This is a genomic window from Maribacter sp. ACAM166, assembly GCF_005771495.1.
Classification (GTDB): Bacteria; Bacteroidota; Bacteroidia; order Flavobacteriales; family Flavobacteriaceae; genus Maribacter.
Genome location: NZ_VAUW01000008.1, coordinates 98,551 through 111,490, shown reverse-complemented (window position 1 = coordinate 111,490; position 12,940 = coordinate 98,551). Strand labels below are relative to the sequence as shown.

The window sequence follows — 12,940 nt, the reverse complement described above, 5'->3', positions numbered from 1 at the left end:
CTTTTCGTTTTTAGTTACTGTTTTCGTTTTAGTTAATACCTGACAAACCTTTTTCCTTGGTTCTAATACGGTAAGCTTCTTGTATGTCTGATACAAATATTTTACCATCACCTACATTACCAGAGTAAGCAGACTCAAGAATTGAAGTCACTGTTTTTTCTAGAAAGTCGTCGGATACTACAATAGATAAATATCTACGTTGTATATCTGCAGTACTGTATGAAATACCACGATAAACATGACCTTGTTTCTCATTTCCAACTCCTGTTACGTCCCAGTAACTAAAGAAGTTAACCTCTATTTGATGCAATGCCTCTTTGACATCGTCAAACTTGGATTTCCTGATAATTGCCTCGATTTTTTTCATTTGACTAAGTTTTTAATATCGCCAAATATATATTAATTGTAATAACACCCCATTTTTAATTGGGTGTTAATTATAATTTTTACGAGTATAATAATTTACACCCCATAAAATTTAGGGTATATGTATTTATATTATATAATTTTAAATAAAAGAAGAATGTAGAAAAGCAATTATGCTCAATTAATGACGATATCGTTAAGACATAGATAATTTACCTGACAATGGTGCAATGAAACGGGGAATACCTAAAAAACAGTAATTAATAAAAATGTAGAGAGTGAATGTTAAGTCTATAGCATTTTACAAATCCAAAGACCTACTGATATGGCTAGAATGCCTAAGCCAACACTTAAACCCATATATAGAGAGGTTTGAAGTATTGAAGTTTCCTTAAATAGAATATTGCTTTCTAAAGCAAATGTAGAAAAGGTTGTGAATCCACCGCAGAAACCGGTAGCCAATAATAGGGTCTGATTTTGGGTAAGGTAATTATACTTTAGCGTTAGTCCTATGAGTATACCTATCAGTAGGCATCCTATTATATTTACTAAAAATGTACCTAAATAGAAATTTGAGTAATAGGAGTTTAAGTTTTTTGAAATCCAGTATCTTAAAATACTACCAAAACCTCCTCCTAAGAAAACCAGCAAAAATTGTTTCATACCTTATAAAGGTAAAAACTAAACTGCTTTCTTGTAGCTAGTTGTTAGTAAATCTAATGGGTAGATTACCGAAGTAGGTTGATTGGATGATTTTTGGGATGATGTTTTAGCTTTTTGAGAAACACTCAATAAACTAACAACTGCCATCGCAACATTAACAGCGACTAAAACTAAAAAAATTAAAAGAAATGTCATCATAATTAATTACCCTTATGGTAGAATAACGCAAAATTACATCATTTGGTATATTATACGAGTAAAAAGCCTATTTTGTTGTGAAGATATTAATTTTCGTGGTGTAGGTAAAAAATTAACTAATCCTTAAGTAAAAACTTAATACAGAGCAGATAAATTATGAATAACACAAAGAAAAAGCCAATCCACTTAACTCCTTTGTAATTTTTTTGATGTAATCTAAAATCCTTTTTATAGGAAAAGATGATAATAATGGTAAAAACCACTGCGAATCCTATTGCAAAAACTATTTGTCCTGTGCTGAACATATTTCCTATTTTTACGCAAAGCTAATAGAAAACGATATAATACGAATGAAAAATAAAATCAATGCTGTCAAAGAATTTCATAATTCATTTGGCTTGGGTGTTTCGGAGAAGATGGTTGCAGATTTAGGGGCTGCGAAGAATATGTTGAGATTTAACCTGATGGATGAGGAGAATACCGAGTATTTTGAGGCCGCTCAAAATAATGACCTTGTCGAAGTAGCAGATGCCCTTGGCGATATGTTATACATATTATGTGGCACTATTTTGGAACATGGCATGCAGTATAAAATTGAAGAAGTGTTTAATGAAATACAGTGCAGTAATATGAGTAAATTAGGGGAAGACGGTAAACCTATTTTCAGAGAAGATGGTAAGGTGTTAAAAGGGCCAAATTATTTTAAACCGAATATTGAAACGATTCTTAAAAATTAAAAAAGGGCCAATTGGCTAGTCATGGTCGGAAGATTTTTTCTTCCGACTTTTTTGGTTTAAAAATTATTTATAATTGTAATTTAACCAGTTGATTATCAGTTGTTTGAATTGTTTTTCTAATTTATTTTTCGTATCTTATTGTCTGATAATTAGCCTTTTATGTCAGTATTTAAGAATCACAAAATTTCAGTAAGCCAATTATTGGGAGTTATTCCCGAAGCTCTTTTATCTAAGCTATCATCGACCACAAAAGTAGATTACTACGCAAAGGTGCTACATGGCAAAAAAATGTTCTATTTACTGCTCTACGGTATTTTAGAGAATGAAAAACTAAGCCAACGTACATTAGAAGATACTTTTAATGATTATTTGTTTAAAACGCTTTTTGATTTGGATAAATCTGAAACTATAAGACGAAGTTCCATTTCTAAAAGATTATCTAAAATTGATTCTGATTACTTTAAACAAATTTACCAATGTGTTTATCAACGATTTAACGATGCTTATCCTAACAAGGGCCTTGAAGAACACCATTTAGTTCATGTAGATAGTTCTATGGTCAGTGAGGCTTCTGGTAAATTATTAAAAGGCATTGATCATAGAAATGGTAAAAAATCCGTTAAATACAGTATCGCTTTTGATGGTCTGTTGCCCTGTCATTCCGAGGTGTTCACTAAGCCAAAGTATGCTAGTGAAGATATCGCTTTACCAGAGGCTATACTCAATCATGTAAAGCAAGAAACACATCATCAAAATATCTATGTGATCGATAGAGGGCTTCAATCTACAAGGACAATGAAGAGTTTTAGTGGTGATTCAGTTTCTTTTATTGTTAGGGCAAAAGAAAACCGAAAGCATGTGGAATTACAATCATTGATGAATCAAAATCAAGACTTGGATCTAGGAGAGCTAACCCTTATTAAAGACAGTAAGGTCAATCTTTACACTGGAAAAGCCATAAAGAACAAGAAAGGTAATATTCATCACAGGCAAGAACTGGTAGAGACTCCTTTTCGTTTGATTGTTGCAAAATCCAAAACAGATCATACCAAGGAATTTTGGCTTATTACCAATGATTTTGAACTATCCGCCAAAGAAATTGCACAAGCCTATAGAAGAAGATGGGATATTGAGGTGTTTTTTCGTTTTATAAAGCAAGAACTCAATGTAAGTCATCTGGTATCTTTAAATAAAAATGGAATAGAAGTTATGCTATACATGACCCTGATTGTAGCCATGTTAATCTTAATCTATAAAAAAGCAAACAAAATAGGATATAAAACCGCGAAAAGAAGATTTAAAATGGAACTCAGAAATTTGGCTATTGCTATGATTGTTGTAGTATGCGAAGGAAATTTAGACCATTTTGAAACTTAAAAAAAAATGGTCGGAAGAAATTCCGACCATGACTGCCAATTGGCCCTTTTTTTTTATTCTGTAACTTTAAATCGCCAGCCATACTTGTCTTCTGATTTATTGTATTGTATATCTGTTATTATCTTTTTTAATCTTTTGCCAAAACTATTTTCCAATTCAGGTAATTCGTAATCTGTATCTCTGTAACCAAAACTAGAAATTGGCGAAATTACTGCTGCGGTTCCAGCTCCAAACATTTCTTTTAAAGTACCATCTTTTGCTGCCTCAACGACTTCTTTTACCGTAATTTTTCGAATTTCAGTTTTAATACCTTGGTCTTTGGCAATATCTAAAATACTTTTTCGAGTTATACCGTCTAAAATACGATCACTAGTTGGTCCGGTTAATAAAGTGTTGTTAATTCTGACGAAAATATTCATGGCACCCGCCTCTTCAATAAATTCATGATTGGTATCGTCTGTCCAAATAACTTGATTGTATCCTTTTTTAACAGCCAATTGTGTAGGGTAAAATTGACCGGCATAGTTACCACCAGTCTTAGCAAACCCAACACCACCGTTCGCTGACCTTGAGTATTTCTCTTCTATCAATACTTTAACTTTGCCTGAAAAATATGCGCCAGAAGGTGCGCACGCTATTATGAATTTATATTCATCAGCTGGTGAGGCGTGAAATCCATTACCAGAAGCAAACATAAAAGGTCTAATATATAATGAGCTACCCTCTTTGGTAGGAATGAATTTTTTGTCTAGATTAAGAAGTGTTGTTAAACCATCCATGAAATATTCTTGCGGAAGATTAGGAATACACATTCTTTCCGCTGAAATATTAAGACGTTTAAAATTCTCTAACGGTCTAAATAAAAAAACTTCGCCATTTTCATCTTTATAGGCTTTCATGCCCTCGAATATAGATTGGCCGTAGTGAAAAATCTTTGAAGAAGGATCCAACGTAATTGGTTGGTATGGTACTACTTTAGGAGTTTCCCATGCACCGTTTTTATATGAACAAACTAACATATGGTCTGTGAATACAGAACCAAAGGTTAGATTGTCAAAATCTACTTTGTCAATTTTAGAAGTTTTCACCTTTTCTACAATGATATCTTTAGTTCCAATGCTCATGAAATACGTAACTTTAGTTGATTAAAATTAAACAAATATCCCAATCACCCCTTCTTTTTTAGATTAAAATTGACCAGATTTGTGGCTAATTCATCATTTTTAAGATTTATGAAAGGATTTAACATTTTACTTGTCTTATTATTTGCATTTTTTTCGGTCCTAGCCCAAAAAAAATCTCAAATCTTGCCTTCACAGAATACTGAGTTGGGAGCCTTTTATGGTGAAACCTTCGAGTTGGAAAAACTAAATCAGGAAAAGGAAGTTTGGCAGAAATATACTTCTATGGCAGTTTGTGACACCCTACGTGTAAAGTTTAAATCAAAAGTTAAGGAGGTTTGTAAAGTAAAAGGCTGTTGGATGGTGGTTGAATTATCTGAAGGTAAACAAGCTATGGTCCGTTTTAAGGATTATGGATTCTTTATGCCTTTTGATATTGTTGATAAAGAGTTGGTTTTGAATGGGTTGGCTTTTGTAGAAGAAATGAGCGTAGAGGATCAAAAACATTATGCGATAGATGCGGGTAAGCCTGCAGATGAAATAGCTAAAATCAATACTCCTAAGAGAACATTTAGTTTTGAAGCTTCAGGAGTTTTAGTTCCAAATTAATTTGAAAAGAGAAATAATTACGACAGCAGATGGTTCAAAAACCATTCAGATAAAGGATTGGGGTGAACAGTACCATTCAAAGCATGGTGCTATTCAAGAAGCCTATCACGTTTTTATATATTCTGGATTAGACTTATTTAAAAACCGTGATTTAAGTATTTTAGAGATTGGTTTTGGTACTGGCTTGAATGCCTTTATAACGCTATTAGAATCTGAAAAACGAAATCTTACTATTTTTTATGCCGGTGTAGAGGCGTATCCGGTTTCAACCGAAGAACTGAACCAGCTAAATTACTTAGAAGAATTAAAATCAATTTCACGAAAAAGTGAATTTGATTTAATGCATACATCTTCATGGCAAGAGGAAATTGAAATTAGTGCTGATTTTATACTTAAAAAAGAAAAAATTAACTTTAAGGATATCGATGAATTAGCCACATATGATCTTGTTTATTTTGATGCTTTTGGTGCTCGGGTACAACCTGAGCTGTGGACGGTTGAAATATTTGAAATTATGTTTAGAGCTATGAAGCCTGGAGCTTATTTGGTGACCTATGCAGCAAAAGGCAGTGTCAGACGTGCAATGTTAGCCGTTGGGTTTTTAGTAGAACGTTTGCCTGGTCCGCCTGGTAAGCGAGAAATGTTGAGAGCACAAAAATCATAAATTTAATTCCTTCCATCCTTTCTATTGAATTCCTTAAAGCATTAAAAGACAATGTTAAATCCGAATTAAATAACATACCAAGGAGCATCAAAAACAATATCTTTAAAGAATGAAAGTATTGATAACAGGAGCGACAGGTTTAGTTGGTAGCGAGTTGGTGTCTCAGTGCCATGAAAAAGGTTATACCGTTAATTACCTGACAACTAGTAAGAATAAAATAGTTTCTGATTCAAATTACCAAGGTTATTTTTGGAATCCTGATACTGCAGAGATTGATAAAGAATGCTTAAATGGCGTTTCAGTTATTATTAACTTAGCTGGAGCAAGTATATCTAAACGTTGGACGGAAGATTACAAGAAAGTCATATTGCGAAGTAGAATCAATTCGTTGGAGTTGCTCAAAATTACACTTCAGAATACCATAAATCATACAGTAACTTCTATTGTTTCTGCTTCGGCAATAGGGATATACCCAGATTCACTGAGTGATTATTACACTGAGGATGAGAAAAATGTGGACGATAGTTTCTTGGGTGAAGTAGTGGTGTCTTGGGAAAATAAAGTAGATGAATTTAAACCTTTAGGTTTGACTGTTGCTAAGGTGCGCATTGGTTTAGTAATGTCAAATGATGGTGGTGCATTACCAGAAATGACTAAGCCTGTTAAGTTTTTTGTTGGTGCTGCTTTTGGCAGTGGTGAGCAATGGCAATCTTGGATTCATATTTCAGATTTGGCGGGTATTTTTCTTTACGCTATTACAAATGAATTAGAAGGGATATATAATGGTGTAGCTCCTAACCCAGTAACTAATAATAAATTGGTAAAGGAAATTGCAAAGAATTTGCATAGGCCATTGTTCTTACCAAATATCCCAAAATTTATAATGCATACAATTCTTGGTGATATGGCCTATATTCTTTTTGCTAGTCAGCGGGTAAGCAGTAAAAAAATTGAAGAGGAGGGGTATATTTTTCAATATGCCAATATATGTCATGCCTTAGCCGATATATTTAATAAGGAAAATAAATGTGTTGATTCTAAAACTAAGATAACTAAAGAGCTTATGTCTTAAAATAGAATAGCATCTGTATAGTTAAATAAGAATCCGCATTTGGCGGATTTTTTTTTAAACTTATATGACATTATGACATTTTTAAAGAATTGGCAGTACTTTTGCCTGCTTTTAATCAGCGATTTAAATTACAACAAATTATGAGTGATAAAGAAAACACGTTGGATGGTGAATTCATGGAAGATGAGCGTTTAGAGGACGAGACAATAGCACAAGAACAAGGTAAAGAAAATGAAGGTGAAGAGTTATCGGAAGAAGATACGCTTAGAGTTGAATTGGCTAAGGAGAAAGATAAATTTTTAAGATTATTTGCAGAGTTTGAGAATTATAAGAGACGTACGTCCAAAGAACGTATGGAATTATTCAAAACTGCTGGTCAAGAGGTGATAGTTTCTTTGTTACCTGTTTTAGATGATTTTGAAAGAGCGATGAAAGAATTAGCAAAGTCAGATGATAAGGAAGTGTTCAAGGGTATAGAATTGATTTATGTGAAATTGAGGGAGACCTTAAAATCAAAGGGCCTACAGATGTTGGAGGTAAATGCTGGCGATGTATTTGATGCAGAAATTCACGAAGCTATTACGCAAATACCTGCACCAAATAAGAAAATGAAAGGGAAAATTATTGACGTTATCGAAAAAGGGTTTTCGTTAGGCGATCGTATTATTAGGCATCCAAAAGTCGTAGTAGGAAATTAAAAAATTGGCATGAAGGAAGATTATTATGAGGTTTTAGGCATAAGCAAGAATGCGTCTGCTGCAGAAATTAAAAAAGCATACCGAAAAAAGGCATTACAATATCATCCTGATAAAAATCCAGGAGATAATTCGGCAGAGGAGATGTTTAAGAAGTCTGCTGAAGCTTATGAGATTTTGAGTGACGCTGATAAGAAAACACGTTATGATCAATTTGGTCATGCTGCTTTTGATGGCGGCGGCGGCGGTTTTGGCGGCGGGGGTATGAATATGGATGATATATTCAGCCAATTCGGCGATATTTTCGGCGGCGGCGGCAGCTTTGGTGGCTTTGGCGGTGGTGGCGGCCAACGAAGAGTTAAAGGAAGTAATTTGCGTATTAGAGTAACGTTGACTATAGAAGAGGTTGCAAATGGAGTAGAGAAGAATGTTAAGGTTAAAAGAAAAGTTCAAGCCGAAGGAGTTACCTATAAAACCTGTAGCACTTGTGGTGGTAGAGGTCAAGTAACAAAAATACAGAATACCATTTTGGGTAGAATGCAAACTGCTGCAGTATGTAGTACTTGCGGAGGTAGCGGTCAGATTTTAGATGGTAAGCCGGGAGATACAGATGAGCAAGGGTTAAAGGTTGTAGAGGAAACAGTTTCAATAAATATTCCTGCCGGTGTTGAAGATGGTATGCAGTTAAAGGTGCCTAATAAGGGTAATGATGCTCCTGGTAATGGAATTCCTGGAGACTTATTGGTGGCGATTGAAACACAAGAACATAGTACCTTAAAGCGTGAAGGAGATAATCTTCATTATGATACTTACGTTAGTATTTCTGAAGCTGTTTTAGGAACATCAAAAGAAATTGATGCTGTAGGTGGTAAAGTTCGTATCAAATTAGAAGCTGGTATACAATCGGGTAAAATATTAAGACTTCGAGGAAAGGGAATTACAAGTCTTAATGGTTACGGTGCCGGTGATCTTTTGGTGCATGTGAACGTTTGGACACCTAAAGAATTAAATAAAGAACAACGAGAATTCTTTGAAAGAATGCAGGGCAATGATAATTTTGAGCCTAAACCTGAGAAATCGGATAAATCATTTTTCGAAAAAGTTAAAGATATGTTCTCTTAGATTTGAAATCTTTCGTTTTTAAATAAAAAACGTATATTTGAGATAATATTGGGTAACCAATATTAATTTTCTTTTTCATAGCAATTTTTTTCCCACCCTTAATTTATTGAGGGTGGGTTTTGCTTTTTATACAGATCGTCCTATTTATGTGTGGTATTAAAAGACCGTAATGTTTAAAGGAATCATAAAGAATGTACCTAGTCAAAACAATTCAATATCTTTGAATAAATTGCGTGCATGAATAACATTTTGGTAGCTAATGGGGTCACCAAACAGTTTGGGGACCATACAGCTTTAAAGAACGTTTCCTTAGAAATCCCCAAAAACAGTATTTATGGATTATTAGGTCCAAATGGAGCTGGTAAAACTACTCTTATACGTATTATCAATCAAATTACTTATCCAGATAAAGGTTCTGTTTATTTTGATGGAAAGCTTTTGAAACCTGAACATATCTCGCAAATAGGGTACTTACCAGAGGAACGTGGACTTTATAAAAGTATGAAGGTCGGTGAGCAGGCATTATATCTCGCACAGCTGAAAGGACTTTCAAGAGCAGAGGCGAAAAAAAGATTGAAATACTGGTTTGAAAAATTGGAAATTGGTGATTGGTGGAATAAAAAGGTACAAGAACTATCTAAGGGTATGGCTCAAAAAATTCAATTTGTTGTCACTGTTCTTCATGAACCTAAACTATTAATTTTCGATGAGCCATTTAGTGGTTTTGATCCAATAAATGCCAACCTTATTAAAGAACAGATTTTGAATTTAAAGAATAATGGTACATCTATTATCTTTTCTACCCATAGAATGGAGTCTGTTGAAGAACTATGCGAGTATATAGCCTTGATTCATAAAGCCGAAAAAATATTGGATGGTAAACTATCAGATATAAAAAAAGCTTATAAGAGCAATATCTTCAAAATTGGTCTTGAAATTGACAATCCAGATGTGTTAATTAATGAAATGCAACTAAAATTTCAGGTATTGACGCATGGTTTTGATGCTATTGAAAAACAGTTAGATCTTACAGTTCAACTTCCTTCAAATGAATCTAGGGAGATTTTAAACTTTTTAGGTGAGAGGGCCAATGTAAAGGGTTTCGTAGAAACTACACCCACTGCCAATGATATTTTTATTCAGACTATTCAAAATAGAAACCTATCGCATGAATAAATTGCCGTTAATTATAAAAAGGGAATACTTGGCAAAGGTGCGTAACAAGTCTTTCGTTATCATGACTTTTTTGAGCCCTATATTAATGGTTGGTATGATATTGCTTATTGCGTATTTAACTCAGTTGAATGATAATGAGAAAAGGGTGATAGCGGTATTGAATGAAAGTGGTTATTTTTCAAATGAATTTAGTGCATCAGAAGCTACATCTTATGTTAATTTTAGAGATGTGACTTTAACACAGGCTAAAGATTCTACTGTAAGTCAGGGGTATTATGGTCTTATATATTTACCTGATGAGCCAAATTTGGAACAAGTTGCGCAGCGAGCCTTTTTTTACAGTAAAAATGCGCCTAGTGCTACTATTTTAGATAAGTTGGAAAATATTATTACAGGGAGATTACGGCAAGAAAGATTAAGGGAACTTGGGTTGTCACCTAAGGAATATGCAGCTATGGATCGTCGTTATGATATTAATATTGAAACGTTTGATGGTCTACAAAATATAAAAGGAATAAATGAGATAAAAGCAGTAATTGGGGGAGCTTTTGGTTACTTGATTATGATGTTCATTATCATTTATGGTGGGTTTGTGATGCGTAGTGTTATAGAGGAGAAAACCAGTAGAATTATTGAGGTCATTATCTCATCGGTAAAACCGTTTCATCTAATGATGGGCAAGATTATTGGGACCTCATTGGCGGGTATAACCCAATTCGGAATTTGGATTATTTCTGGGGCAATTTTACTGTTTATTGGTCTGGCTATTTTTGATATTGATCCGGCTTCATTAACAAAAGGGGGCATGACCCAAGGCATGGCTAATGGAACAAATGTAGATGTAGATGCCGTAACTCAAAATATACAATTATATGCCCAAGAGATTTTTGAAATCCCAATTTTCGCAATGTTGGTTTTCTTTATAGTTTACTTTGTTCTTGGGTATTTGATTTATAGTTCTATATATGCGGCGATAGGTGCTGCAGTAGATAATGAAACCGATACGCAACAGTTTATTTTCCCTGTTATTTTACCTTTAATGTTGGCCATTTACGTTGGTTTCTTTTCTGTCTTCAGTAATCCAAATGGGCCAATTGCAGTAGCGTTTTCCCTATTTCCATTAACATCACCAATAGTAATGCTGATGCGACTTCCTTGGGGTATTGGGGAAGGTGGAGTGCCCGTTTGGCAATTAGTCAGTTCTATTTTGATTTTAATAGCTACTTTTATTGGTATTGTTTGGGTAGCGGCTAAAATTTACCGTGTGGGCATCCTTATGTACGGTAAAAAACCTAGTTATAAAGAATTGTACAAATGGCTTAAATATTCATCATGATCCAGGAGAATACAGAAAAGATTAAGGATATTATTGAGGATGATATTTGGGGAACGATAAAAATTTTTTTAGAGCTTGGGATTCATTTTGGCGAAGGAGATAACAGAATTGAACTAACCATAGGTCTGTTGCTGTTGATTACAATGGCTTTTTTGCTTACAAGTACCATTCTTCAAGGCATAAGAAAGTTTTTTACACGTAAAATGGAAGTGGATGATAAACTGAAGTTTATAAGCATCTTCAAATTTATCAAATATTTGGTCTATGTGATAGTAATACTTTTTACGATGAGTGCTGCTGGAATTAATATTACAATTCTTATTACAGCTTCTGCTGCTTTGTTTGTTGGACTTGGTCTCGCGTTACGAGAAATTTTTCAAGATATAATTGGTGGAATTTTTATAATTTTAGATAAGTCGTTGCGAGTCGGAGATATCATTGAAATCGATAATAAGATAGGAAAGGTCTTTGAAATTAAATTACGAACGACTAGGGCAATTACTAGAGACGATAAGGTTATTATTATACCTAATCACAAGTTTATAAGTGATATCGTTTATAATTATACACAGAACCATAAAACGACTAGAGAATCAATTAAAATCGGGGTATCATATGGTAGCGATGTACAACTTGTGACTAAAATATTATTAGATATAGTTAAGACGCATAGAAATGTATTAAAGAGCCCGAAGCCTTTTGTGATATTTGAAGATTTTGGGGACTCAGCTTTATTATTTTCTTTGAATTTTTATATCATCGATAGTTTTTCTGATCCACGAATAAAGAGTGAGTTACGGTATAAGATTGATGCGGAGTTTAGAGCTAATAAGATTACCATACCTTTTCCGCAAAGAGATATACATTTATTTCAGCAGGGTCCTTTTCAGCATAGCAATGTTTCAAATTTAGAGAATAATGAAGAAGCATAGCAAACTAGTTCTATGGCTTTTCTTTTGGATTGTAGCTATCAATCCAATTCTTGCTCAAACACCAGATGTATTTAGAGTTGAGTATATGCTCATGCCAGATAATAGTGGTGATGTAGAAACTTCTCGTATTAAGTTGGTATTGAATGTGCCATTAGCCTTACGTAAAAAACAAGATTACATTATTTTAGGGGCGGAATATAATCGGTATAATTTTGAAGTGCCAGATGATTTATTTCCTAATTCTAATGATTTGAGTAAGTTTCATGTTGTAGATATTAACATGGCTTACATGTATAAATTAAGCGATAAATGGCGCTTGATAGGGGTAGTTACACCAAGGTGGTCTTCAAATTTTGTTGAAGAATTACAGGACGATGATTTTAATATGAACTATACGATTGGTGCCTACAAAAATATAAAGGATATTGAAAAACCCTTTATTCTTGTTCTAGGAATTTCCTATAATGGAACTTCACCTATAGATGTGCCGTTGCCTTTTGTGTATTATGAAAAGCGTTTTCATCCTAATTGGTCTTATGTTTTAGGAGCTCCGAAGTCAGGTATGAAATATTTTACTAAAAAAGGACATTTCTTTCAAACCGAACTGTTCTTAGATGGCTATTATGTAAATATTCAGAACAACATTTTACTACCTGGTAATAATTTATCTACAGATGTTTCTTCTACGGCATTATTATTGACTTTAGGATATCAATACAAAATAACAAAGGATATGTCCGTTTACCTTATAGGAGGTCACTCCTTATTTCAGAATGGGGTATTGAGGGATATGGAGCGAAACGATATTTTCACCTTAAATGATGAAGCTGGCCTTTATTTTAGAACAGGATTTAGAATAGGAATTTAAAAAG

Annotated in this window: 15 protein-coding genes; 11 read left to right on the top strand and 4 right to left on the bottom strand. The window is 33.8% G+C overall.

All coding sequences use genetic code 11. The annotated features are described in order from the left end of the window. Positions 1-28: 28 nt before the first annotated feature. From ES765_RS08260 to ES765_RS08250, 3 genes are all read right to left on the bottom strand, one after another. Entirely contained in the window at positions 29-367 is a 339-nt protein-coding gene (locus ES765_RS08260; RefSeq protein WP_138113110.1) for a P-II family nitrogen regulator, read from the bottom strand. Positions 368-657: 290 nt separating this feature from the next. Further along, positions 658-1,029, bottom strand: coding sequence for a fluoride efflux transporter CrcB (gene crcB / locus ES765_RS08255; protein ID WP_138113108.1), 372 nt, complete (start codon positions 1,027-1,029; stop codon positions 658-660). An 18-nt stretch (positions 1,030-1,047) separates the two neighbouring features. Further along, a complete protein-coding gene (locus ES765_RS08250; RefSeq protein ID WP_138113106.1) occupies positions 1,048-1,227 on the bottom strand; it encodes a hypothetical protein in 180 nt (59 codons plus the stop codon). Positions 1,228-1,577: 350 nt separating this feature from the next. On the opposite strand from ES765_RS08250, the gene ES765_RS08240 reads away from it, so the two are divergent. Together ES765_RS08240 and ES765_RS08235 are read left to right on the top strand one after the other, a co-directional pair. Further along, complete coding sequence (locus ES765_RS08240) at positions 1,578-1,964, top strand: nucleoside triphosphate pyrophosphohydrolase family protein (protein ID WP_138113102.1); 387 nt, start codon at positions 1,578-1,580, stop codon at positions 1,962-1,964. A gap of 159 nt (positions 1,965-2,123) precedes the next feature. Continuing rightward, positions 2,124-3,341, top strand: a complete 1,218-nt coding sequence (locus tag ES765_RS08235) for an IS4 family transposase (protein WP_138113100.1) — start codon at positions 2,124-2,126, stop codon at positions 3,339-3,341. A 53-nt stretch (positions 3,342-3,394) separates the two neighbouring features. Here the strand turns inward: ES765_RS08235 and ES765_RS08230 are convergent, their stop codons facing one another. Next, positions 3,395-4,465 (bottom strand): branched-chain amino acid aminotransferase, encoded by a 1,071-nt coding sequence (locus ES765_RS08230; protein WP_138113098.1) that lies wholly within the window; start codon positions 4,463-4,465, stop codon positions 3,395-3,397. A gap of 183 nt (positions 4,466-4,648) precedes the next feature. On the opposite strand from ES765_RS08230, the gene ES765_RS08225 reads away from it, so the two are divergent. The 9 genes from ES765_RS08225 (at position 4,649) to ES765_RS08185 (ending at position 12,936) form a co-directional block, all read left to right on the top strand. Continuing rightward, a complete protein-coding gene (locus tag ES765_RS08225; protein ID WP_249356278.1) occupies positions 4,649-5,071 on the top strand; it encodes a DUF4920 domain-containing protein in 423 nt (140 codons plus the stop codon). 1 nt (position 5,072) lies between these two features. Next, the gene (gene mnmD / locus ES765_RS08220; protein ID WP_138113094.1) at positions 5,073-5,735 is read left to right on the top strand and encodes a tRNA (5-methylaminomethyl-2-thiouridine)(34)-methyltransferase MnmD; all 663 of its coding nucleotides are present in this window, start codon (positions 5,073-5,075) and stop codon (positions 5,733-5,735) included. 109 nt (positions 5,736-5,844) lie between these two features. Continuing rightward, positions 5,845-6,807, top strand: coding sequence for a TIGR01777 family oxidoreductase (locus tag ES765_RS08215; RefSeq protein ID WP_138113092.1), 963 nt, complete (start codon positions 5,845-5,847; stop codon positions 6,805-6,807). 140 nt (positions 6,808-6,947) lie between these two features. Continuing rightward, complete coding sequence (locus ES765_RS08210) at positions 6,948-7,505, top strand: nucleotide exchange factor GrpE (RefSeq protein ID WP_138113091.1); 558 nt, start codon at positions 6,948-6,950, stop codon at positions 7,503-7,505. 9 nt (positions 7,506-7,514) lie between these two features. Next, complete coding sequence (gene dnaJ / locus ES765_RS08205) at positions 7,515-8,624, top strand: molecular chaperone DnaJ (RefSeq protein ID WP_138113089.1); 1,110 nt, start codon at positions 7,515-7,517, stop codon at positions 8,622-8,624. Between the two features lie 237 nt (positions 8,625-8,861). Further along, entirely contained in the window at positions 8,862-9,800 is a 939-nt protein-coding gene (locus ES765_RS08200) for an ABC transporter ATP-binding protein (RefSeq protein WP_138113087.1), read from the top strand. Further along, a complete protein-coding gene (locus ES765_RS08195) occupies positions 9,793-11,136 on the top strand; it encodes an ABC transporter permease (protein ID WP_138113085.1) in 1,344 nt (447 codons plus the stop codon). The genes ES765_RS08200 and ES765_RS08195 overlap by 8 nt, the downstream gene beginning before the upstream one ends. Beyond that, positions 11,133-12,068, top strand: a complete 936-nt coding sequence (locus ES765_RS08190) for a mechanosensitive ion channel family protein (RefSeq protein WP_138113083.1) — start codon at positions 11,133-11,135, stop codon at positions 12,066-12,068. Before ES765_RS08195 ends, ES765_RS08190 begins: the two co-directional genes overlap by 4 nt. Then, complete coding sequence (locus ES765_RS08185) at positions 12,055-12,936, top strand: DUF6268 family outer membrane beta-barrel protein (protein ID WP_138113081.1); 882 nt, start codon at positions 12,055-12,057, stop codon at positions 12,934-12,936. Before ES765_RS08190 ends, ES765_RS08185 begins: the two co-directional genes overlap by 14 nt. The last annotated feature ends 4 nt before the right edge of the window (positions 12,937-12,940 follow it).

Bases quoted from the DNA above. Each gene is read 5' to 3' on its own strand.
- ES765_RS08260 (WP_138113110.1), bottom strand. From the start codon at position 367: ATGAAAAAAATCGAGGCAATTATCAGGAAATCCAAGTTTGACGATGTC.
- crcB (WP_138113108.1), bottom strand. From the start codon at position 1,029: ATGAAACAATTTTTGCTGGTTTTCTTAGGAGGAGGTTTTGGTAGTATT.
- ES765_RS08250 (WP_138113106.1), bottom strand. From the start codon at position 1,227: ATGATGACATTTCTTTTAATTTTTTTAGTTTTAGTCGCTGTTAATGTT.
- ES765_RS08240 (WP_138113102.1), top strand. From the start codon at position 1,578: ATGAAAAATAAAATCAATGCTGTCAAAGAATTTCATAATTCATTTGGC.
- ES765_RS08235 (WP_138113100.1), top strand. From the start codon at position 2,124: ATGTCAGTATTTAAGAATCACAAAATTTCAGTAAGCCAATTATTGGGA.
- ES765_RS08230 (WP_138113098.1), bottom strand. From the start codon at position 4,465: ATGAGCATTGGAACTAAAGATATCATTGTAGAAAAGGTGAAAACTTCT.
- ES765_RS08215 (WP_138113092.1), top strand. From the start codon at position 5,845: ATGAAAGTATTGATAACAGGAGCGACAGGTTTAGTTGGTAGCGAGTTG.
- ES765_RS08210 (WP_138113091.1), top strand. From the start codon at position 6,948: ATGAGTGATAAAGAAAACACGTTGGATGGTGAATTCATGGAAGATGAG.
- dnaJ (WP_138113089.1), top strand. From the start codon at position 7,515: ATGAAGGAAGATTATTATGAGGTTTTAGGCATAAGCAAGAATGCGTCT.
- ES765_RS08200 (WP_138113087.1), top strand. From the start codon at position 8,862: ATGAATAACATTTTGGTAGCTAATGGGGTCACCAAACAGTTTGGGGAC.
- ES765_RS08195 (WP_138113085.1), top strand. From the start codon at position 9,793: ATGAATAAATTGCCGTTAATTATAAAAAGGGAATACTTGGCAAAGGTG.
- ES765_RS08190 (WP_138113083.1), top strand. From the start codon at position 11,133: ATGATCCAGGAGAATACAGAAAAGATTAAGGATATTATTGAGGATGAT.
- ES765_RS08185 (WP_138113081.1), top strand. From the start codon at position 12,055: ATGAAGAAGCATAGCAAACTAGTTCTATGGCTTTTCTTTTGGATTGTA.